Origin of the sequence: Planococcus sp. SE5232 (assembly GCF_050686535.1) — a bacterium.
Taxonomy (GTDB): domain Bacteria; phylum Bacillota; class Bacilli; order Bacillales_A; family Planococcaceae; genus Planococcus.
Map to the genome: position 1 here is coordinate 430,457 of NZ_JBOGCP010000003.1, position 20,344 is coordinate 450,800.

At 46.0% G+C, this 20,344-nt stretch carries 21 protein-coding genes and 1 riboswitch; of the genes, 3 read left to right on the plus strand and 18 right to left on the minus strand.

Going from position 1 to position 20,344, the window contains the following annotated elements; all coding sequences use genetic code 11:
• Positions 1-66: 66 nt before the first annotated feature.
• The 4 genes from cysQ to sat are packed head-to-tail and all read right to left on the minus strand — an operon-like array spanning position 67 to position 4,456.
• Positions 67-882: a 3'(2'),5'-bisphosphate nucleotidase CysQ gene (gene cysQ, locus ACRC6Q_RS13235; RefSeq protein ID WP_431466773.1), complete on the minus strand. Its 816-nt coding sequence runs from the start codon at positions 880-882 to the stop codon at positions 67-69.
• A complete protein-coding gene (gene cysC / locus ACRC6Q_RS13240) occupies positions 882-1,484 on the minus strand; it encodes an adenylyl-sulfate kinase (protein ID WP_431466774.1) in 603 nt (200 codons plus the stop codon). The genes cysQ and cysC overlap by 1 nt, the downstream gene beginning before the upstream one ends.
• Before the next feature lie 11 nt (positions 1,485-1,495).
• Positions 1,496-3,274, minus strand: coding sequence for an SLC13 family permease (locus tag ACRC6Q_RS13245; protein WP_223634972.1), 1,779 nt, complete (start codon positions 3,272-3,274; stop codon positions 1,496-1,498).
• A gap of 18 nt (positions 3,275-3,292) precedes the next feature.
• Positions 3,293-4,456, minus strand: a complete 1,164-nt coding sequence (gene sat, locus ACRC6Q_RS13250; RefSeq protein WP_223634970.1) for a sulfate adenylyltransferase — start codon at positions 4,454-4,456, stop codon at positions 3,293-3,295.
• Positions 4,457-4,590: 134 nt separating this feature from the next.
• Positions 4,591-4,696, minus strand: a riboswitch (SAM riboswitch).
• A gap of 233 nt (positions 4,697-4,929) precedes the next feature.
• Here sat and ACRC6Q_RS13255 point away from each other — a divergent pair.
• Complete coding sequence (locus ACRC6Q_RS13255; protein ID WP_431466775.1) at positions 4,930-5,562, plus strand: NAD(P)-binding protein; 633 nt, start codon at positions 4,930-4,932, stop codon at positions 5,560-5,562.
• Between the two features lie 49 nt (positions 5,563-5,611).
• On the opposite strand, the gene ACRC6Q_RS13260 is transcribed toward ACRC6Q_RS13255, so the two are convergent.
• Together ACRC6Q_RS13260 and ACRC6Q_RS13265 are read right to left on the minus strand one after the other, a co-directional pair.
• Positions 5,612-6,130 carry a DUF1456 family protein gene (locus tag ACRC6Q_RS13260; RefSeq protein ID WP_431466776.1) on the minus strand — a complete coding sequence of 173 codons (519 nt, stop codon included), beginning with the start codon at positions 6,128-6,130 and terminating at the stop codon, positions 5,612-5,614.
• Positions 6,131-6,248: 118 nt separating this feature from the next.
• A complete protein-coding gene (locus ACRC6Q_RS13265; RefSeq protein ID WP_223634960.1) occupies positions 6,249-6,461 on the minus strand; it encodes a hypothetical protein in 213 nt (70 codons plus the stop codon).
• Between the two features lie 196 nt (positions 6,462-6,657).
• Here ACRC6Q_RS13265 and ACRC6Q_RS13270 point away from each other — a divergent pair, with 196 nt between their 5' ends.
• On the plus strand, positions 6,658-7,173 hold the full coding sequence (locus ACRC6Q_RS13270) for a CarD family transcriptional regulator (RefSeq protein ID WP_223634957.1): 516 nt from the start codon (positions 6,658-6,660) through the stop codon (positions 7,171-7,173).
• Positions 7,174-7,257: 84 nt separating this feature from the next.
• Here ACRC6Q_RS13270 and ACRC6Q_RS13275 read toward each other — a convergent pair whose 3' ends face one another.
• On the minus strand, positions 7,258-7,722 hold the full coding sequence (locus tag ACRC6Q_RS13275) for a MarR family winged helix-turn-helix transcriptional regulator (RefSeq protein ID WP_223634954.1): 465 nt from the start codon (positions 7,720-7,722) through the stop codon (positions 7,258-7,260).
• A gap of 176 nt (positions 7,723-7,898) precedes the next feature.
• Here ACRC6Q_RS13275 and ACRC6Q_RS13280 point away from each other — a divergent pair, with 176 nt between their 5' ends.
• Positions 7,899-9,308 (plus strand): GH1 family beta-glucosidase, encoded by a 1,410-nt coding sequence (locus ACRC6Q_RS13280; RefSeq protein WP_431466803.1) that lies wholly within the window; start codon positions 7,899-7,901, stop codon positions 9,306-9,308.
• An 84-nt stretch (positions 9,309-9,392) separates the two neighbouring features.
• Here ACRC6Q_RS13280 and ACRC6Q_RS13285 read toward each other — a convergent pair whose 3' ends face one another.
• The 11 genes from ACRC6Q_RS13285 to ACRC6Q_RS13335 all read right to left on the minus strand — a co-directional run bounded on the left by ACRC6Q_RS13285 (position 9,393) and on the right by ACRC6Q_RS13335 (position 20,291).
• Positions 9,393-9,680, minus strand: a complete 288-nt coding sequence (locus tag ACRC6Q_RS13285; RefSeq protein ID WP_223634953.1) for a PTS sugar transporter subunit IIB — start codon at positions 9,678-9,680, stop codon at positions 9,393-9,395.
• Positions 9,677-11,041 (minus strand): PTS galactitol transporter subunit IIC, encoded by a 1,365-nt coding sequence (locus tag ACRC6Q_RS13290; RefSeq protein WP_431466777.1) that lies wholly within the window; start codon positions 11,039-11,041, stop codon positions 9,677-9,679. The genes ACRC6Q_RS13285 and ACRC6Q_RS13290 overlap by 4 nt, the downstream gene beginning before the upstream one ends.
• Before the next feature lie 72 nt (positions 11,042-11,113).
• A complete protein-coding gene (locus ACRC6Q_RS13295; RefSeq protein WP_431466778.1) occupies positions 11,114-11,566 on the minus strand; it encodes a PTS sugar transporter subunit IIA in 453 nt (150 codons plus the stop codon).
• Between the two features lie 271 nt (positions 11,567-11,837).
• On the minus strand, positions 11,838-12,035 hold the full coding sequence (locus tag ACRC6Q_RS13300) for a hypothetical protein (RefSeq protein ID WP_431466779.1): 198 nt from the start codon (positions 12,033-12,035) through the stop codon (positions 11,838-11,840).
• 353 nt (positions 12,036-12,388) lie between these two features.
• Complete coding sequence (locus ACRC6Q_RS13305) at positions 12,389-13,492, minus strand: ABC transporter permease (protein ID WP_431466780.1); 1,104 nt, start codon at positions 13,490-13,492, stop codon at positions 12,389-12,391.
• 2 nt (positions 13,493-13,494) lie between these two features.
• Positions 13,495-14,766 carry an ABC transporter permease gene (locus ACRC6Q_RS13310; RefSeq protein WP_431466781.1) on the minus strand — a complete coding sequence of 424 codons (1,272 nt, stop codon included), beginning with the start codon at positions 14,764-14,766 and terminating at the stop codon, positions 13,495-13,497.
• 12 nt (positions 14,767-14,778) lie between these two features.
• Positions 14,779-15,711 carry an ABC transporter ATP-binding protein gene (locus tag ACRC6Q_RS13315; RefSeq protein ID WP_431466782.1) on the minus strand — a complete coding sequence of 311 codons (933 nt, stop codon included), beginning with the start codon at positions 15,709-15,711 and terminating at the stop codon, positions 14,779-14,781.
• 118 nt (positions 15,712-15,829) lie between these two features.
• On the minus strand, positions 15,830-16,462 hold the full coding sequence (locus ACRC6Q_RS13320) for a response regulator (RefSeq protein WP_431466783.1): 633 nt from the start codon (positions 16,460-16,462) through the stop codon (positions 15,830-15,832).
• Positions 16,459-17,634 carry a histidine kinase gene (locus ACRC6Q_RS13325; RefSeq protein WP_431466784.1) on the minus strand — a complete coding sequence of 392 codons (1,176 nt, stop codon included), beginning with the start codon at positions 17,632-17,634 and terminating at the stop codon, positions 16,459-16,461. The genes ACRC6Q_RS13320 and ACRC6Q_RS13325 overlap by 4 nt, the downstream gene beginning before the upstream one ends.
• A gap of 233 nt (positions 17,635-17,867) precedes the next feature.
• Complete coding sequence (locus ACRC6Q_RS13330; RefSeq protein WP_431466785.1) at positions 17,868-18,866, minus strand: tRNA dihydrouridine synthase; 999 nt, start codon at positions 18,864-18,866, stop codon at positions 17,868-17,870.
• Between the two features lie 324 nt (positions 18,867-19,190).
• Positions 19,191-20,291 carry a threonine aldolase family protein gene (locus ACRC6Q_RS13335; RefSeq protein ID WP_431466804.1) on the minus strand — a complete coding sequence of 367 codons (1,101 nt, stop codon included), beginning with the start codon at positions 20,289-20,291 and terminating at the stop codon, positions 19,191-19,193.
• Positions 20,292-20,344 lie beyond the last annotated feature (53 nt).

Consider the following 20,344-nt stretch of genomic DNA (forward strand, 5'->3'; position numbering starts at 1 on the left):
AAACTCTGAAAATATCATTTATTTACTCGGGTTATTTTTCTTTCTTCATTTCTCGGCTCTTCGAAATCATGAGTTCTTCCCTGCTGCCAAAAACCAGCCATTTGTGAGGCTTTCCTGGTTATAGGAAAACCGGCTTTGATCTTTGGCGCATTGCACGAGGCCGCCTGCCGCTTCGACAATCGCTTGTCCGGCAGCCGTATCCCATTCCATCGTCGGCGCAAAGCGCGGGTAATAATCCGCCTGCCCTTCGGCCACTAGACAAAATTTCAGAGAGCTACCAGCCGATACACGCTCAATCGATTGCCCTTCATTATTCAGCCGTTCAATAAATTCATGTGTTTCAGCCGACATATGGGAGCGGCTCGTGACGATCCGGGTTATATCCCCCGTTTTTTCAGCAGATAAGGAAATGCTTTTTTCGCGCAGTACATCAACGTTTTCAAACCTTTCAGCAGAAGCATCTTCCAATTTATAGGCGCCCTCATTGTCTTCACCAAAATAGAATACATCGGTCGCCGGCACATAAATAACGCCGAGAACAGGATAGTTTCCTTCTATTAATGCGATGTTGACTGTAAACTCGCCGTTCTGTTTGATGAATTCCTTGGTGCCGTCGAGTGGATCCACAAGCCAAAACCGCTTCCAGTTTTTCCGTTCTTCATAAGGAATTTCACTGCCCTCTTCGCTCAGCACCGGTATTTCCGGATAGGCGCTCTTCAGTCCTGCATCAATTACGCGGTGAGACCGCTGATCTGCAATCGTCAGCGGCGAATCGTCCGATTTTGCCTCAACAGTCAGTTCCTGTCCATAAACCGCCATGATTTCCCGGCCTGCGGAGAGGCTGATTTCGAGCAGTCGATTCAGGTCAATGCCACTTGCCATTAGCCCAAGTAGCCTGTTTTCTTCAAATAATCGATAATCACTTGAACCGATTCTTCCAGTGACTGCTTATCGGTTTCAATGACGATTTCAGGTTTCACCGGTTCTTCATAGGGTGCATCGATGCCGGTAAACCCTTTGATTTCTCCGGCTCTGGCTTTTTTATAAAGGCCTTTCGGATCGCGTGCTTCACAAGCGTCCACACTGCACTTCACATAAATTTCGATAAACTCATCTTCTTCAAGCAGCGCACGGACTTGATCGCGGTCTTCCTGATACGGAGAAATGAATGCGGTCAAAGTCAATACCCCGGCATCGCTCATCAGCTTTCCGACTTCACCGATCCGCCGGATATTTTCAGTGCGGTCTTCGGGACTGAATCCCAGGTTTTTATTCAACCCGTGGCGGACATTATCCCCATCCAATAGGTAGGTACGGATTCCAAGTGCGTGGATTTCTTTTTCCAAGGCAACGGATACCGTCGATTTCCCTGAGCCCGATAACCCCGTAAACCACAGGACCCCGCTTTTGTGATTATTCAATTTCTGTCTATCTTCTTTTGTAACACTCGATTCATGCCAAACGATATTCGTTGATTTGCTCATTTTTTCTCCTCCTAAAACCAGTAATAGTAGACGATTCCAATGGTAACCGACATGACTAGAATACTAAGGGGTGTCCCTACTTTGACGTAATCTGTGAATTTATAGCCACCCGGTCCATAGACGATCAAATTGGTCTGATAACCGATTGGCGTGATGAAACTGGCGGATGCGGAAATGGCGATAATGACGGCAAAGCCCATTGGGTCAAGCTGCAGATTGCTGGCCATTTCGATGCCGATTGGAATCATCAGGACCGCCGCCGCACTATTGGTGATCAATTCTGTAAAGATGCTGGTCAGCAGATACACTAAAATCAGAATGGCCAGCAGGCCGAATGGCTGGCCGATTGCCAACAGCCCGTCTGCCGCCCATTGTGCCAAACCCGTTTTGGTCATAGCTGCCCCAACTCCGAATGCACTGGCAATCAGCAGCAGTACATTAAACTGCACATCGTTTTTAGCGTCTTCCATTGAAATTGATTTGGTCACCAGCAAAATCAGCACTGCCAATGCCATGGCTTTGAACATGCTCAGCCAACCGACAACAACCAGGATAATGGCGCCCAGTAGCACCAGCAATGAAAACCAACCCACGAACCGGCTTTCCTGCAGGGATTTTGGGGTTTTCATGGAAGAGACGACATAAAAGTCATTGGACTGCTGGTATTTTTCCACAAAACCCGTTCCGGCGAGCAGCAGCAGCGTATCGCCCGGCCGCAGAATGATATCGCCGACTTTGCTTTTGATGCGCTCATTATTGCGATGAACGGCCATAACACCGGCATCATAGCGTGAACGGAATTGGGATTGCTTGATGGTCTTCGACAGCAGCGAAGATTCATGGGAAACCACAGCTTCCGCGAGCTGTGTATTGCCGTTTTTCAGGTCTTCCAATTGAAGATCGGTTCCCGTCTTCAATGTCAGCCCTTTTCTTTTTTGCAAATCGGCAATGGTGGAAATAAGTCCTGTAAAAATCAGGCGATCTCCAGCTTGGATAACGGTTTTGGAACTGACCGATGAAATCCGGGCATGATCCCGAATGATTTCAATCAGGTACAGCCCCTTCAAATCACGAAGCTTCGCTTCTTCAACCGTTTGACCGGTATATGGAAACGCCTCTTCCACTCTCATTTCAGCGATGTATTTCCGGGAATCTTCAGCAACCTGCTTGCTGAACCCCTTATTTTCAGGCAACAGCATATTGCCGACGGTAAATAAATAGATTAATCCGACAATGGTGATGGGAATGCCGACAATCGCCAATTGGAACAGCGAAAATCCTGGAAGCCCATAATCGATGAGCATGCCGTGAATAACTAGGTTCGTCGAGGTTCCCATCAAGGTGATGGTGCCTCCTAAAATCGTTACATACGATAAAGGAATCAGCACCTTGGATGGTGCAATATTCCTTTCTTCACACCATTTCTTCAATAAGGGCGTCAATGTCACAACGATCGGCGTATTATTCAAGAAAGCCGAAAATAGCGGGAGCGGAAGAAAAATACGGAACAATGATCCTTTCAGGCTCTTGCCCTTGTTCAGCCAGCCAATCATCATCTGGTCAATCAGGCCATGCTTTTGTACGGTACCGACAACGATGAACAATAAGGCAATGGTCAGCATTCCCGGATTGGAAAAGCCGCGCAATGCTTCTTCTGTCGTTAAAATTCCTGACAGCAGCAAAACCACCAATGCAGAGAACACGATCATATCCGGACGGGCAACTTCAAACAGTAAGGCACTGACCATAGCAACGATGACAATTAGCACAAAAATCATTTCGACTGACATGGGCAACCATCCTTCAACTTAGTTACTTACTACGGTCTCCCGCAAGCCTTTGATAAGGACATCCGCCACTTCCGGACGGGAAAATTGTTTCGGGGGCTTCTCCCCGTTGCGAAGCAATTCACGTACTTTCGTACCGCTCAAATGAACATGATTTTCTGCCGTATGTGGGCAGGTTTTGGCTGTTGCCATGTTTTCGCATGCATTGCAGTAGAATGAATGCTCGAATTTGAAGATTTGAATGCCCAGTTCGTCTTCGAACTGGCTGATGAATTCCTGCGCTTCGTATGTGCCGTAATAATCGCCGACACCGGCATGGTCGCGCCCGACGATAAAATGTGTGCAGCCATAGTTCTTGCGGACGATGGCGTGAAGAACCGCTTCTTTCGGTCCCGCATAGCGCATTGCTGCAGGATAGATGGCTAGGCGCGCACGATCTGCAGGATAGTAATGCTTCAAGATGACCTGGTAGCTTTCCATCCGCACCGCCGCTGAAATGTCGTCGGATTTCGTTTCGCCCACAAGTGGATTCAACAACAATCCGTCAACCACTTCCAATGCCGCTTTCTGGATGTACTCATGTGCCCGGTGCACCGGGTTGCGCGTCTGGAAACCGACAATCGTCTTCCAGCCAAGATCCTGGAACAACTGGCGCGTTTCAACCGGATCCAAATGGAATTCCTCGAATTCGCTGTGATCCGGGCGATTCAATAAGGTGATCGGTCCGGCCAGGTACACATCGCCGCGTTCGTATAATTTCTTAACGCCTGCATGTGCTTCTTCCGTCGTTCCGTAGATTTTTTCCGCTTCCAACCGTTTGTCGTAAGCGTATTTCTCCTTCAGTGCGAGCGTTCCGTAAATCACACCGTCTTCGCCTTTCAGCGCAATTTCGTCGCCGACTTGGTAGCTATCCGCTTCTTCTTTGGTGACCGACAGTGTAATTGGCACGCTCCAAACCGTGCCATTGCTGAGGCGCGATGTATGTACCACACTTTCATAATCTTTTTGTCCAAGGAAACCGGTCAATGGGCTGAAGCCTCCGATGCCGATCAGTTCCAGATCTGAGATCGCCCAATCCGAAACGAATAATGAGGAAAGCGATTCTGCATTTTTCAAGGCCTTTTCTCTTTCCGTGCCTGTCACCTGTCTGTTTACCAAATCTCCACCGTGTGCTTTACTAGTCATTTCATTACCTCCAAGGTTAGTTTTGAATTGCGCTGTTCATTTCGAACCATTCTGAAACCAAACTTCCAAAGCGTTCGAACAAAAAGAAAAGGACCCTCTTCGACAAGAAGAAGGTCCGGAAAAACAAAACAATCTTCTTATCTTCTAGGCTGATGAAGCCTATTGGAGTTAGCACCGTTTCCTTATAGGAGGGTTGCTGAGACATCAAAGGGCCAATCCCTCCGTCTCTCTTGATAAGAACGCCTATTCAATTTTAATGAGAATTGTTTGAAATGTTTGATTTCACAAAGTATATAATAGACTATTCCGAGTGTCAAACTATGTTTTAAATTTTTTTAGACTTTTTTCCAGGAAAGCTGCCCTGCCAATGGCTAGCGCAAGTAAAATTATTTTGATTAGCTGATGAATGGTTTCTGTTCGACGCAGAGAGGAATATTTTTGATAGTATTAGGAGAGTTAAGGAGGCGGAGAAGATGACGGTAATTCCCATCATGATTGAGTTGGCAGAAAAAAAAGTGATTGTAGTGGGCGGCGGACGCATCGCCAAACGGAAGCTGAACACTTTACTGGACAGTGGAGCTGTGCTGACCGTAATCAGTCCCGCCGTGGCACCGGAAATAAAGCAGTGGGCTGAAGAAGGGAAAATCCAATGGAAACAAAAAAACTTCGACTCAAAAGAGGCCGAAGAGGCTTTCATGATGATCATCGCCACCGATGATCCAGTTGTCAACGCGGCCGCCAAAGAAGCTGCACCTCCGCACTGCCTGATCAATGCTTCCACTGAAGCCGAGTCTGGAAATATCCATTTTCCGGCTCATTTGAAAAGAGGCAAATTGAGCATCGCGGTTTCAACGAATGGCGCCAGCCCTATGCTTGCGAAAAAAATCAAGCAGGATCTGCAGACTCAGTTTGACGAAAGCTACGAACACTATCTTGAATTTCTTTTTGAAGCCAGACAACTCCTGAAACAAACACAGCTTTCTAAAAGCCGGAAAGAAGAATACTTGCGCAGCTTTCTTGCTGAATCGTTTATGCAGGAAGAGACTCAGCAAGAGACTCTCCATGAATTGCAGCTGCTCGCAACTGAAAAAAAGGATTCGGAATAACTCTTCCCGAACCCTTTCAATCCTACCGCTTATAGATCTGTTAACCAGATTATTTTCTATACTTGATCGCCAAGCCCTTAAGGAAGTTCCGTGCGTAGCGATCGCCGCATTCTTTATAGTTTTTGTGGCCTACTTTCCGGAGCAATGCACCCAGCTCGCCTCTTGATACGGTCACACCCGCCAAATCCCAAATCTCCAGCATATCTTCACTGGTGAGCTGCAAGGCGATTTTCACTTTCTTCAGCAATAGGTTGTTGGAGCGCTCGTTCGTCAACGCTGGAACTTCTGGCTGACCCGGTTTCGGCTCCTGACGCCCTCGTTTGAAAATGATGAAGCCATTCAAGAACGACTCAAACAGATGATCGTCCGCTTTGATGTAATCGTCGGTTTCCTGTTCGGCCCAGATGCTGTCATTGTCCTCCTCATCGCTTTCAGGCGTTTTCGTCAGCACTTTCAGCACTTCTTCCTTGCTCAGTTCAACGCCGCCCAATTTGAAGATTTCGACCATGTCATTGTTTTTTATATCCAGCGCATAGCGCAGTCTGATCAATAAATCATTATTATCCATTGTATTTGCCTCCTGTTAAGTTCCGGTGATAGTCCATATCCACGATAAATCCACTACTAATAATAGCACATTATCGCGCATCAATCAGACTTACCTGAAGACAGCAAAAAAGACAGTTTCAGGTGACTGTCTCATGGCTTTCTTTATTTTTCACTGCTTTTAATTGCTTCACTTTATCCTGCAGATCCATGATGATTTTAAGGGACTCTTCATCGTCTATTGACTCTTCGTAGAAAAACTGTAAATCCCGCTCCATGTCAGCCAAGCGCTCATTATAATGCTTCAGTTTTTCGGCGATGATCAAACGCTTTGCTTCTTCTATCGTCTTCATTGTTCTTATACCTCCACTTTGGCAGCCCGTAAGTCGCCTCGTATTATAATTCCCTGCTTCTGCCTGTTCTAACCCAGTTTTTCATGACATTTGTATGTCTTTTCAAAAGCGTTCCACTTAATTGTCAACTAAGTTTACAATTAAGTGAACTTGTGTTATAATAAAGGAAGTTGAGATATATTTTAGGAGGAAAAAAATGTTCACTATTGGAGACCACATCATTTATTCCGCCCATGGCCTATGTAGAATTGACGATATTCGTGACGAAACAGTTTCAGGGGTCACGAAAAAATATTATAAATTGCATCCTTTGGAGAATACCTTAGTGACCATCAGCACACCTGTCGATAACGAGAAGGTGGTCATGCTGAAGCTCCTCCAGAAAGAAGAAGCCCTTGCTATCGTCGAAAGCTTTAAACAGGATGGGGCCGAATGGGAAACACAGCCAAACTCACGGCTGAAGCAATATTCCGAGCTCATCAATTCAGGAGATCGCCTGCAGATCGCAAAAGTCGTCAACACCTTGATGCGCAAAAAATTCGATGCCCAGCTTGAGAAGACGACACTTTACGAACGCGACTACAAACTGCTGAATAACACGCAGATCATTCTCTTCAAAGAACTTGCCCGCGCTTTGGACACCAGCTTTGAAGAAATCAATAAGCAGATCAATGACCTGATCAAGAATGATCAACCGCTTCCCACCTCATAAAAAGTCCATATTGGACATTCCTTATAAAAAAGAACGCCCTGCTTCATCAATGGATTGATGAAGCAGGGCGTTCTTCAGTTCGGGTTAGATTCCCCAATCGGCTCTTAACAGATCTTTGAGGGCTTTCATCTGGTCCTTGCCGATTTTTTCTGCAATTTTATTTTCCAGCTGAATTTTCAGCGCTTCGTGTTTCTCGTAGTATTCTTCTCCTAAAGCCGTTAAGCGAATGCATTTTTCTTTTCTATTGTTCTCCACATTCTGCACTTCCACCAAACCTTTGGCTGCCAGGTTTTTAATGAATTTATGAATCGCTTGGCGGGAAATGTCCACATTTTTAGTGACAGATGCAATGGTGGGCTGTTTTTTATAGATTTTGGCCATGATATACCATTCAGAGTTTGAAATATGGATTTCGCTTGCGTCATTCCATGCGCTTTCCGAAATTCTCCGTGTTGCGATATGGCGCTCGCTCAATAAATCAATCAAATCCAAGTTCTGTAATTCCACGTCCGGGGTCAAACGGTTCACTCCTATCATCTTCTTCGCCATTTAATATACCCATTCCGTTAAGCGAAGTCAATTTGTAGAAATACTTATGCACGGTGGAAAGAATTGCTTCAAGTTCCTCCACACGCCTTTATTTCTCGCTCTCTGCTCTCTATTGCTATAATTCAATTAACAAATGCAGATGGAGGGCTTTTACTATGAAAAATGACGATATTCCACTGAAGTTTCCACATGACTTTTTATTCGGCGCAGCTTCCGCTTCCTATCAAGTGGAAGGCGCCGCCAGTGAAGACGGCAAAGGGCCGACCAACTGGGACGTCTTTTCCAAGATTCCCGGCAAAACATTTGAAGGAACAAACGGCGATATCGCCGTCGACCATTACCACCGGTATAAAGAAGACATCCGCTTAATGGCGGAGATGGGCCTGGAATCGTATCGCTTTTCCGTCTCCTGGGCGCGTATTTTTCCTACAGGTGATGGGGAAATGAATGAAAGAGGCCTGGAATTCTACAACAACCTGATTGATGAATGCCTGAAATACGGCATCGTCCCCTTCGTGACGCTATATCATTGGGATTTGCCGCTGACGCTTGAAGAAGATGGCGGCTGGACCAATAAACGGACAGCCAGAGCGTTCGTCAACTATGCAGAAACCTGTTTCCGTTCCTTCGGCGATCGAGTCAAACATTGGATCACCTTCAACGAAACCGTCATGTTCTGCGGATTAGGCTATTTGAAAGGCGCCCATCCGCCAGGCATCCAAAACGACGAAAAGAACTATTTCCAGGCGACCCATAACGTCTTCTACGCCCATGCCATGGCAGTGGAATCCTATAAAAAGCTGAGGCAATACGGCGAAATCGGCATTACCCACGTATTCCTTCCAGCCTATAGCATCAACAATCGCGAAGACAACATGAAAGCTGCACAGCACGCCAATGAATACGAGACGAACTGGTATTACGATCCCATCTTAAAAGGCGAGTATCCTCCCTATGTGGTCAAGCAACTGGAGGAAAAAGGATGGACCCCCGACTGGACACAAGAAGAACTGGACACCTTGCGGAGAAATGCCGACAATAACGATTTCATCGGACTCAATTATTACCAGCCCATCCGAGTGGAGAAAATCCATGAAGCGGTTTCTTCGATAGAACACTCAAGAGAAACCTCCACCTTGGTTCCCGGCAGCCCTTCTTTCGATGGCTATTACCGGACAGTCAAGATGGATGATAAAACCTACACTAAATGGGGTTGGGAAATTTCACCGCAAGGATTTTTGGACGGGCTCCATATGCTGAAAGCGCGCTACGGCGACGTCAAAATGTATGTTACAGAAAACGGGCTGGGCGATGAAGACCCGATCATCGAAGGCGAAATCGTCGATGTCCCGCGCATCAAATACATTGAAGAGCATTTGAAGGTCATCAAGACTGCCATTCGTCAGGGCATCAACTTGAAAGGCTATTACGCCTGGTCGGCCATCGATCTGCTGAGCTGGCTGAACGGCTTCAAAAAACAATACGGTTTCATCTACGTCGATCATAAAGACGGACTGAACCGTAAGAAAAAGCTTTCGTTCCATTGGTATAAGCATGTGATTGAGACGCGTGGGGAAGAGCTCTAAATCCTCTAACCCCAAAATAAAACCATCCCGTTGTGAAATGAATCGATTTCGCAACGGGATGTTTTTTCTTTCGAGCAGTATGCATTACTCGCGCTTGATCTCAGCCAATACTTTATCGTACATGCTATCGACGCCGATGCCGGTCAACAGCGGCACCCCATCGATCACTTTGTCTTTTATCTTATCCGGCACTAAGGTAGTCGACAGCACGACATCGTATTCATCAATCCGCCCAATTTCATCGCTGACTTTCGACTGATAAATCTTCACTTCCTGGCTCAAGTCATTGTCCTTCAGCCATTGCTCCACTTTTCCTTTCACGACGGTCGAAGTCGCGATTCCTGTTCCGCACATGATCAATAACTTTTTCATTTAAGTTCCTCTCCCTCTCCTGTTGCTTCTGTTTGTTTCTGTCGTCTTGGTTTGATTTTGTTTTGATAAATCAGTCCGAACAAAATCAACAGCCCCAATCCGATCATGCCATACCAGCTGAGGATTCTCGGAATCCAGACGAATATGAATGTTGTCCAAACCGCTCCATCGATCAATGACGAAATACTGGTGTTCTCGCCCATCTCAAAGTTCGAAGCAATCGCAGCTTCTGTAAACAGCGGCGCAATCCACGTGGCAATGTAAAAACCAATTCCGATGTATATCGATCCACCGATTACGGTTCGGATGATGTTCCCTCTGAAAATCGGAACCATCAAACAGATCAGGAATGGAATGGAAGCCAGATCCGCAAACGGCAGAACGGAATTTCCCGGCAGCAAGACGGCCATGAAAATGGTGATCGGCACAATCAGCAAAGCCGAGGACAGTACTGCTGGATGCCCGATTGCCAAGGCACTGTCCATCCCGATGTAGAGATCTCTTCCCGGGAAACGTTTTTTCACAAATTCGCCTGCTGCCTCCGATACCGGTATCAAGCCTTCCATCAATAAAGCGACCATTCTCGGAAGCAGGACCATGACGGCCCCAGTCTGAATAGACAATTGCAGGATGCCAGGAACATCATACCCAGCCAATATTCCGATCAGAATCCCGATCAATACACCGATGATGGTGGAATCTCCGAGGATCCCGAGTCTTTTTTGAATCGATTCCGGATCGGCCTCCAGCTTGTTGAAGCCGGGGATCCGGTCAAAAACCCAGTTCATCGGCATCGCGACAAAAGCGGACGGCGCTGAGGTTCCATGCGGGAACGTGATGTTCTGAAAACCGTAAAATTTCTCGATGTGCTTCGCCAGGACGTCTGCCATCAAATACAGAAGCATCAAGTGAACGACAATGGTCAAAAGCCCCAGCCAAAAATCCCCGGTCAAAGCATAGACCAACGAGCCGGTGAACGCCACATGCCAGAAATTCCAAATATCGACGTTCAGCGTTTTGGTCAAACCAAAAGTCAGGAGGAGAATATTGACGCCAACCCCCAATGGAATGGCGAGACTCCCTAAAGACGTACCATAGGAAATAGCAGAAGCTGCCGGCCATCCTACATCGATGGTGTTTAATTGAAATCCAAAATTATCGACCATTGATTGCGCGGCCGGCCCGAGACTCGAAACAAGCAATCCGATGACCAGGTTGATGCCCACAAACCCGATCCCGACGATGATGCCGGCACGCAGCGCTTTACCGGGCTTGGTTCCCAGCACTAATGCAAAGATAAAAATCAAAATCGGCAGTAAGACAGAAGCACCCAGATCTACGAACCATTGTAAAAATCCCATCAACTTCACTCCTCGACTTGTATTTTAATCTATCGAAAGAAAAAGCATATCTAAGGGAAAATGCCGTAATTTTTATACCTTGTCTCCTACTAATCCATTGAGTTCGTCTACGCTTTTGATCTGGACCAGCTTTGAGACCATTTCCGGGTCTTGTATCAATTCCATCAACTTCTGCAGCATTTCCAATTGGTCATCCGGACTTTTTAAAGCGAGCATAAAAATCAGCTTCACCTCGACCAGTTTATCGTCTGTTCCCATCATCAGGAACTTGACCGGGTTCTTCAAACTGGCAAAGGCGATTGTTGATGTATGGATCATATCGCCGTCTGTATGGGGAATCGCTACGCCAAAAGGCTCTGTCGGCAACCCTGTTGGATAGTTTTTCTCTCTTTCGAGTATGCTTTCGATGAAATTTTCTTTAACATAGCCTTGTTCGATCAGCTTGCTGCCCAATAACTGCAATGCCTCTTCTTTTGAAGTCGCCTCCAATTCAATAATCGCCAGCTCTTTTTCTACTTTCATCATCCACGCTCCTTCTCCGATTTTCGCATCAACAGAAAACGATAACTCACTATATGTATAAACAGGATGTATGGATCATGCTTTTCTTCAATAAAAACTCTTTTACAAATGTTCTTTCTCAGCACATTTGATATCACCCTTATTATAAAAGCGCTTTCAAAATAAATCAATACGGAATACAGAATAATCAGTTATTTAAATCAAGAACTGACTTCTTTCTTTTTAAAAAAGACCGTTTAAAAGTTCTCCTCGAACTTCCAAACGGTCATCTCCATTATTCCTCTGCATTTCTTACATGAAACTTATTCACTGCATATCCGAAGAAAGTTGTCATAAACAGCATGCCGATAACCAGCATGGTGATGCTGCCTGCCAGAAAAGCTGAATCCATTGAAAACAGTACTTCGTTTCTAAACCCGGATTGGAACGGAAGGCCAAACCCTAGCAGTACAGCGAAGAATAATACCTTCACTTTCCAATCCTTGTCTTTCATCTTCTTGATCGAGCTGTTCACAAATAGGCGCAATAAGGCCAGACCTAATCCAATCGAAAAAAAGATCAGTAAAAACAGTTTGATGTTTCATTTAATATAAAGGTCTTCCCCAGCATGCCAGCCAATTAGCTGCATAACTGAAATTCTAACTTTAAGGGGTCACTACCATGGGAAGCAGTCTTTTTTACTTGCTGGCAAGGTTGATATCCGATTCTCCAGCTATTTCAATCCCGGTCTCTTCTTTTACAAGGAAGAAGGATTTAAAAACTATGGCTGCAAAGGTAGCTCCGATAAGAGGAGCTACAATGAATATCCATTTTCAACTTCCCAATTCAATAATTACGCCGTTCCATCAAGTTGATCCCAATTCCCATACAAACCACTCCGTATAGCAATAAAATTGAAATAGGTTTGCTGAGTTCCTGCCAGCTGCGGTCGTATATTGCGACGCCTTTTAACGCATCAAGACCATAAGTGATCGGTAGGATTTTGGATATTGCCAGCAGCATACTGCTATTGACCAGTTCAATCGGCCAGAAAGCGCCGCCGATCATCGCCATCCCAGTTGCAATAATCGGGACGACTGCCTGAAGCTGCTGCGGCCGGCTAACCAGGCTCATTACGAGCATGCTGAGCGCAACAATCGCAAACGTGTAGCATGCGATGATCAATAAAATAGCTCCAAAACGATCACCGACGTCAAAATTAAACACGTATTTGAATAGTACGAAAATCAACACAATCTGGAAATAGCCGATGGTAAAGCTATACGCTAGATGCCCCAGATAAATTTCCCATTTTCCCACCGGAGACAGGATTAAGCGATCCCAGGTGCCGTATTTCTTTTCTTCAACAATTTTCATCAAACTGAACATGATAGTGTAAACCGAGAAAAACAGCGTCATCCCGAATAAGAGCTGCAATTGATTGTCATATCGGAATTCTTCTTTGCCATCCAGAGTAGCAGTGACTATTTGAAGCGGCGGCTCTTCCATCAAAGCCGCAACTTCGGTCCGTATATCGCTTCCGACTGTTTGCTGCTCTACTTGTTGGAAACGCAGTTCCTCACGATATTTCCGGTTTAAAAAAGCTTCCAGGACAAAGCGGCTCATATCATCCGCCGCCAGCACAATCCGGTAATTCCCTTCCATAAGGCGCAGCGCTAAGGGCGCGTCTCCGGCTGCCACTGCTTCGCGCACCTCATTTTCATCCATTAATTGAAACTTGAATTCTTCCGCTTCATTAAGTGAAGCGACCCAGTCTTCCGCCTCGGCTGCCGATAGCGAAGCGTCTGCATAAGTCAGGATTGCCGACCTTTCAGCAGGATTATTTCCGGCCAGTAAAGCGACAAATATAATAGTCATCACTAAAAATGACAGCATCATTACGGGAGCCCGGCGAAATCTTTGCCACTGTAATAAAAAGACAGATTTCATGCTTATGCCTCCCCCTTTTTCGGAAATATCAGCAAACTTAAAATTAATAGAAGAAATGTAATCAGGAAAACCCGGCTAAGCGGTTCCCACAGCATGCTGATGTCCAAGTTTTGAACCCAAATAAGAAAAGCATTCAAAGACGCGCCATTTGGTGTCCAGCCCCCAAGCTGTTGGACAAAAGCCGGCATGCCTTCCGTCGGTGTAAAACTGCCGCCAAGAAAAGCAAAGACCGTCACGACACCGCCGGCAAAAACCGTCGTAATGGTGTCGTTGTTATAGCGCATCGTCAAAGCGATTAAAAAGGCAGCCAGTGAACCGACACAGATTGCCAAGCTGGAGGCAATCAACAACATGCCTGGCCAAAACGACAGATCCGTCAAATCAAATGCACCAAATATCAAGGAAGAAAAGAAAAACAATATGCAGAGTTGTAGAAATGTGACAAGCGCCGCTGCTATCGCTTTTGCTCCTAGATAGACATAGGGGTGATGGTCCGACAAAAGAATACGGTGAAAAACAAACTGCTGCTTTTCGACATAGGCCATTCCTGATATCGTGGCGCCAACAAATAATGCAAACATCACTGCCATGCCAATCGTATAATATTGGAACGAACTGATCGGCTCCACGGCTGAAACGCTTTCCACACCTCCAAGCTGTGGTTGCGCTTCTTCTGGCACTGCTCCCTCCCCATCCACCGCTCTGGCAATTGCACTTTCAAAATTCAGCGACCAAACGAATTCCTCCAAAATATCGTGAAAAACTTCTGACTGGGTTGCTGCATAATCCGAAATCAGCAATTCCAACTCGCTTCCGCCGCCTGCCCCTAACGTCATTTTTTGCAGCGCATTAAAGGTGAAATTTTCTGGAATGGTGAGGATTGCCACCACTTCTTCTTCTTCCAAAGCGTGCGTTGCCGCTGCACCATCCATTTCCTTTGCAGTCACCAAACTGCTTAAACTTTCATCGCTTAAAATCTCCTGCAGCATGGAAAAGGGGCTGGTTTCTTCAGCAGCCGCCATTATTCCATTTTGCGCGTCTGCAGGCAGGCCTGATTTTCCAATCTCTTCCGCAAATCGCTGGATTCCCTGTTCTTCATCGTCTTCTTGGACAATGGCCACTTCCATCGATAAGACTTCCGAGTTTCCGCTAAGCAATCCACTCAATGCAAACCCCAGAATGGCTATCAAAATGAATGGCATCGCCAAGAGCACAACCAATTCAGTTCGATCGCGAAATAAAACCAGTATGTCTTTTTTAAAAAACGCATACATGGGACTGCCTCCTTAATCTCTCAGTTTTCTGCCTGTCAGATGCAGGAACACATCTTCCAAACTAGGCGTCTGGACATTGACATTGATGATTTGAACCTGATGACGTTCGGAAGCCTGAAAAACTTTCCCCAGCACCCGGCTGCCTTTTGGAAGAATCAGTTTGATGCCTTTTTCGGTCTCAGTTGCCTGTTTAATCATTTCAAAAGATTGAAGCTCCTTGAAAAACTCAGGATATGGGCGGTCCAGTTCAATCCATACGGTTTCTTCACTCGAAAGAATGCTTTTCAACTCTTCTTTCGTACCGCTGGCAATGATTTTCCCGTGGTCCATAATATAGACGCGATCGCAAAGGCGCTCCACTTCCTCCATGTAATGGCTCGTGTATAAAACCGTCAATCCTTTTTCTTGATTGAGCTGGCGCACCATCTCCAGAATGTGGCTGCGTGATTGCGGATCGATTCCGACAGTCGGTTCATCCATGATAATCACTTCGGGTTCGTGCATCATAGCCGCAGCAATGTTGACGCGGCGCTTCATTCCACCGGAATAAGTTTTGACAATCTCTTTCTGGCGCTCCACCAATCCGACCAATTCCAACGAGCGCTGGATAGCCGTTTCTAAAGCTTTTCCTGAAAGTCCATAAATCCGTCCAAAGAATTTCAGATTTTCATACGCTGTCAGTTCTCCGTAAAGAGCAATTTCCTGCGGCACCACGCCAAGAACCCGCCTCATCTCACTCGGATTTTTAATGACGCTTTTGCCATTCAGCCGAACATCTCCAGACGTCGGTTGCAACAGGGTCGAAATCATGGAAATCGTCGTGGATTTTCCCGCTCCATTCGGCCCAAGCAAACCGACCGACTCGCCCTTATCCAAATACAGGCTGGCCCCTTCCACTGCCGTCTTGCCTTTAAACACTTTCTTCAACTCTTCGGTTTCCAGCAAAGTTTCCCTCTCCTTTCAATCTCCGATCCGTTAAGCTCAGTGTATGTAAAAAAAGACAGTGTCTCCACTGTCTTGCGTCATCTCTTTCATCTAAAACCATGACCTCCGTCACATTCACTTACACCAGTCCATGCCGGATGGCGTAAATGGCGATTTGAGTGCGGTCCCGCAGCTCTAGTTTATCCAAAATAATGCTGATATGGTTTTTCACGGTTCCGACCGACAGCGCCAGTTCATCCGAAATTTCACGATTGCTGTGCCCTTCTCCGATGCGGCAGATGATATCCAGTTCTCTCGGCGTCAAAGATTCATCCACTTTTTGCTTTGCAGGCTGTTTCATCAGTTTAGGAAGAATATTGGCAGCCACATGGTCTTCCAGCACAAGTCCGCCATCCAAGCAGCTTCGAATAGAACGGATCAGCTCTGACGTATCCGCATCTTTCAATAAGTAACCTCTCGCACCGCTTTTCAATGCTTCAAGTGCATACTCATCATCATTAAATGTCGTCAGCATCAGCACTTTCTGTTTCGGCCAGCGCGATAGGATGATGCGAGTCGCTTCAAGCCCGTCCATTACCGGCATCCGGATGTCCATAATGATCAAGTCGAACGAATGCGTTTCACATAACTCCATCGCTTCTTTGCCATTTACTGCTTCTCCCGTCACTTGAATAGCTTCATCTGTTTCAATCATCATTTTCAAGCCTTGCCGCACCATTCCTTGATCTTCAGCTAACAACACACGAATCATTCCAAACCACTCTCCTTAACGATTAACGGCAATGATCCTTTGACGATGAATAAACCGTTTTCCGGTCCCGCTCTAAATTCGCCGCCTGCCTGTTCAATCCGCTCTCGCATCGAAGCTAATCCGAATCCTTCACGAAACGCAGATGCCTGCACAGTTTTATTGCTTACGGTAAAGCGAAAAATACTGGACGCAGGCGCTTCAAAGACAATCTCCGCTTCACGCGCATGGCTATGCCGCATAACATTCGTCAACGCTTCCTGCACTGCCCGGTAAACAATCACCATTTGGTCATTTCCGAGCGGGGCTGACAAAGCCCCATGCTTTACAGAAAACTGAATGCGAAGAAAACTTTCGGCCTCCAGTTTCCGAATCAACCCAATTATGGCAGTGACCCCTCCAGCCTCATCATGCTTCAATGTCTTTACGGCACTGCGCGTTTCCTCCAGGCTTTCTTTTGCCAATGATTTCAAATCCTGCAGCTGGACTGCCGCATCCCCTTCTGCTTGCAGCCGAAAGACTTCCAATTGCATCAACAGTGCCGTCAGTTTATGGCCCACAGAATCATGGATGTCTCTGGCAATTTGCGTCCGCTCTTCCTGTCGTGCAGCTTGTTCATCTGTCAGCAAACGCCGCTTCATCTTGCGGTATTCGCTCAACAGGGCTTCGTTTCGCTCCTGCAGTTCTTCTTCCAGTACATAGCTTTTCTTGAAAAATATCAATGCCCCGCTCACCACCAAACCGTAAAGCAAAAGAAACAGCGATGGCCATCCTGCATTTTCAGCTGCACTATGCAGTAAAGCACCGGCCAATGCAACAACACTTATTACGGCAGCGGCTTTTCCCGGAAGGCGGTATACCGCTTTCCCGGCGATAATCGTAAAGATCAGAAGAGTATAAGGATTCAATGCCGATTCTGATTGGGGCCAGAATATCAAAATTGTTAAGATCGCCATCACTAATAAATTCAAAAACGCGATAAACAGATTTTTTCTCACTAAAGGCATCAGGAAAAACAAGCCAAAAAATAGCGCACTGCCCAGAATACGCAGCGACAACTCATTGATGCCAATAGATAATTGGATCAGACCCATCGTCCAGGAGGCTCCCAATATCACTAGCCAAAACCAATACGACCGCATGCTCCATTCCCCCACTATTTTAGTTTCTTTCATTGCCTCTATACTACTGGATTTAAAACCTGGCATCACCCAGTTATTTATTGTAGCCTGCAAAAGATGCTATGTACCACTTCGGCTTTTCACCGAACTTCTCCTCTTTCCTGAATGGCCGAGTTTTTGGACACACAAAAGCCCGCCTGGATATTCCACTTTCTTCGGAATACACAGGCGAGCTTTTATTGTAAAAACTTGATCGTTTAGGTTTGATGTCGCTATTTAAAGTTCACCTATTTTTCTACAGCTTCCGCCAAACGCTCTGATTCTATCGCAGCCTCGAAGTCATTGAGCAAGGTACGCACTTCACCGGTTGTTTCCGTATACATCAATTGGTTTCTCAACTCACCAACTCCACGGACGCCGCGGACATAAATCTTAAAGAAACGGCGGAGCGGCTTAAAGGCGATCGGCTCGATATCTGTGGAATATTTATCATGCAGATCCAGGTGCAGCCTCAACAGATCAAATAATTCTTTGCTGTCATGTTCTCTCGGCTCTTTTTCGAAAGCAAATGGGTTATGGAAAATCCCCCGTCCGATCATGACGCCATCGATGCCGTATTTATCAGCGAGCTCCTGGCCAGCCTGGCGATCTGGAATATCTCCGTTGATCGTAAGAAGTGTCTCCGGCGCTATTTCATCGCGGAGTTTCTTGATTTCAGGAATGAGTTCCCAATGCGCTGGTACAGCACTCATCTCTTTTTTCGTCCGCAAATGGATGGATAGATTGGCGATGTCCTGCTCCAATACATGGGTCAACCAGCCTTTCCATTCCTCCACATCGGTATAGCCGAGACGCGTCTTGACGCTGACAGGCAGTCCGCCGGCTTTGGCCGCCTCGATGATTTCAGCGGCGTTATCCGGGTAATTGATCAGTCCGCTGCCTTTTCCTTTGGCTGCTACGTTCGGAACCGGACAGCCCATATTGATATCGACGCCTTTAAAGCCCTGCTTCGCCATGCCGATGCTCATCTCCCGGAAATGCTCGGGTTTATTGCCCCATATGTGGGCCACCATCGGCTGTTCGTCTTCCGTGAACGTCAAACGTCCCCGCACACTGAAAACCGCTTCCGGGTGGCAGTAACTTTCCGTATTCGTAAACTCCGTAAAATACACATCAGGCCGTGCTGCTTCAGCTACTACATGGCGAAACACAACATTTGTTACATCTTCCATCGGCGCCAACACAAAAAACGGTTTCGGCAAATCACGCCAAAAATTTTCTTTCATATTCCATTTTCAATCCTTTCATTACGGGATGGAAAGTCAGGCTTCCATCCGAAAATTCTTCTTAGTTTTATCGTGAAAATCAATAATCATCATCTATATCTATACTATCATCTCATTTTTTCTTAACCTTATACAGTTTACATGAATCGTGCGTTTCTGGAAAGTGGCGGGCTTTGAACAGAGGTTCATATGTATAATTGGTACTTGTTTATTTCCCGGGACAATTTAGGAAATAAGAATACCGAACCGGCAGTAAAAAACCTCTCCACAATTCCCTGAATTGTGGAGAGGTTTTTACTATTGACAGCTGTTCGACACCAGCTTTTAGTCTTTAAAATGATGTTTCATGCTTTTATCAAGTTGGTCAAATACCTTTTTGACAAGCTCTTTCGGCACCTGTGAATACTGATCTCCCATGCTCACTTCAAACGAACACGACTGTTCGCCGTTCGCTTTTAAATAAGTGGTTATCCCTACTCCCATTTCTTGTTCCAACTCTAACAACATTGGTTCTATTTGCTCCTTAGCTTGCTGGAAGTGGACATGGAACATATTTGAAACAGGGACAGCGGGCAATGTGGAAATGCCATAACAAGAATTAAACGCTTCTGCAAGTTCCTTTGACTCTTCGAAATACTGCTCCATTTTGCGTGAATGCAGATCAAAGTAATAATCTGCTGCGATGATGTAAGGGTACAAACTAATTAAATCACCGCCATGCCGTCTTTTCCAAACTTTTGACTGCTCCGTAAAATCTCGATCCCCCGCTAATATCGCACCAGCAATTCCGCCTATCCCTTTGTATAAAGATAAATAGACACTATCAAATAATGCACATACTTCGGCCGCAGTCTTTTGGTAATAAGGCAGAACTTCGAGTAGCCGAGCTCCATCGAGATGCAGCTTGATTTGCTTATCACGGCAATACTGTGAAATTTGCTCGAGGGTTTCGAAGCTCGGCAATTGCCCTCCGATTTCACGTTGAGGCAATTCTAACAACACGGCCGCAACGCCGGCAGCCATTTTCATTACATCATCCAGGTTGATTAACTGGCCACGATCCGCAAGTAACACCGATTCAATATTATGTAATTCTTTTAAACCGTCTTCTTCGTGAATCTCCAGATGGCTAAGCGGGTGATAGGCTACTTTTTTCAGCCCTTTTTCATCACACCATATACGCAAAGCAATTTGTTGGGCCATGGTGCCGCTCGGGAAAAAGACAGCGCTCTCTTTTCCTAATAAGGCAGCCATTTTCTCTTGAAAATCTTCAATCACTTTGCCTTTTCCATACAAATCACTCAGCAACTCATCATCTACACGGTGAAAAGCTTCTTTCAACACTTGAACATTCCGCGCGCCATGGCCCGTCAACTTGTAGGTGGATTGGTTGTATACGTTTTGCAATTGACTTAGTTCTCCCATCTTATAAGCTCCCCTCAAGTTCTGCTGCCTTACCCAACATTACTTATAAATTT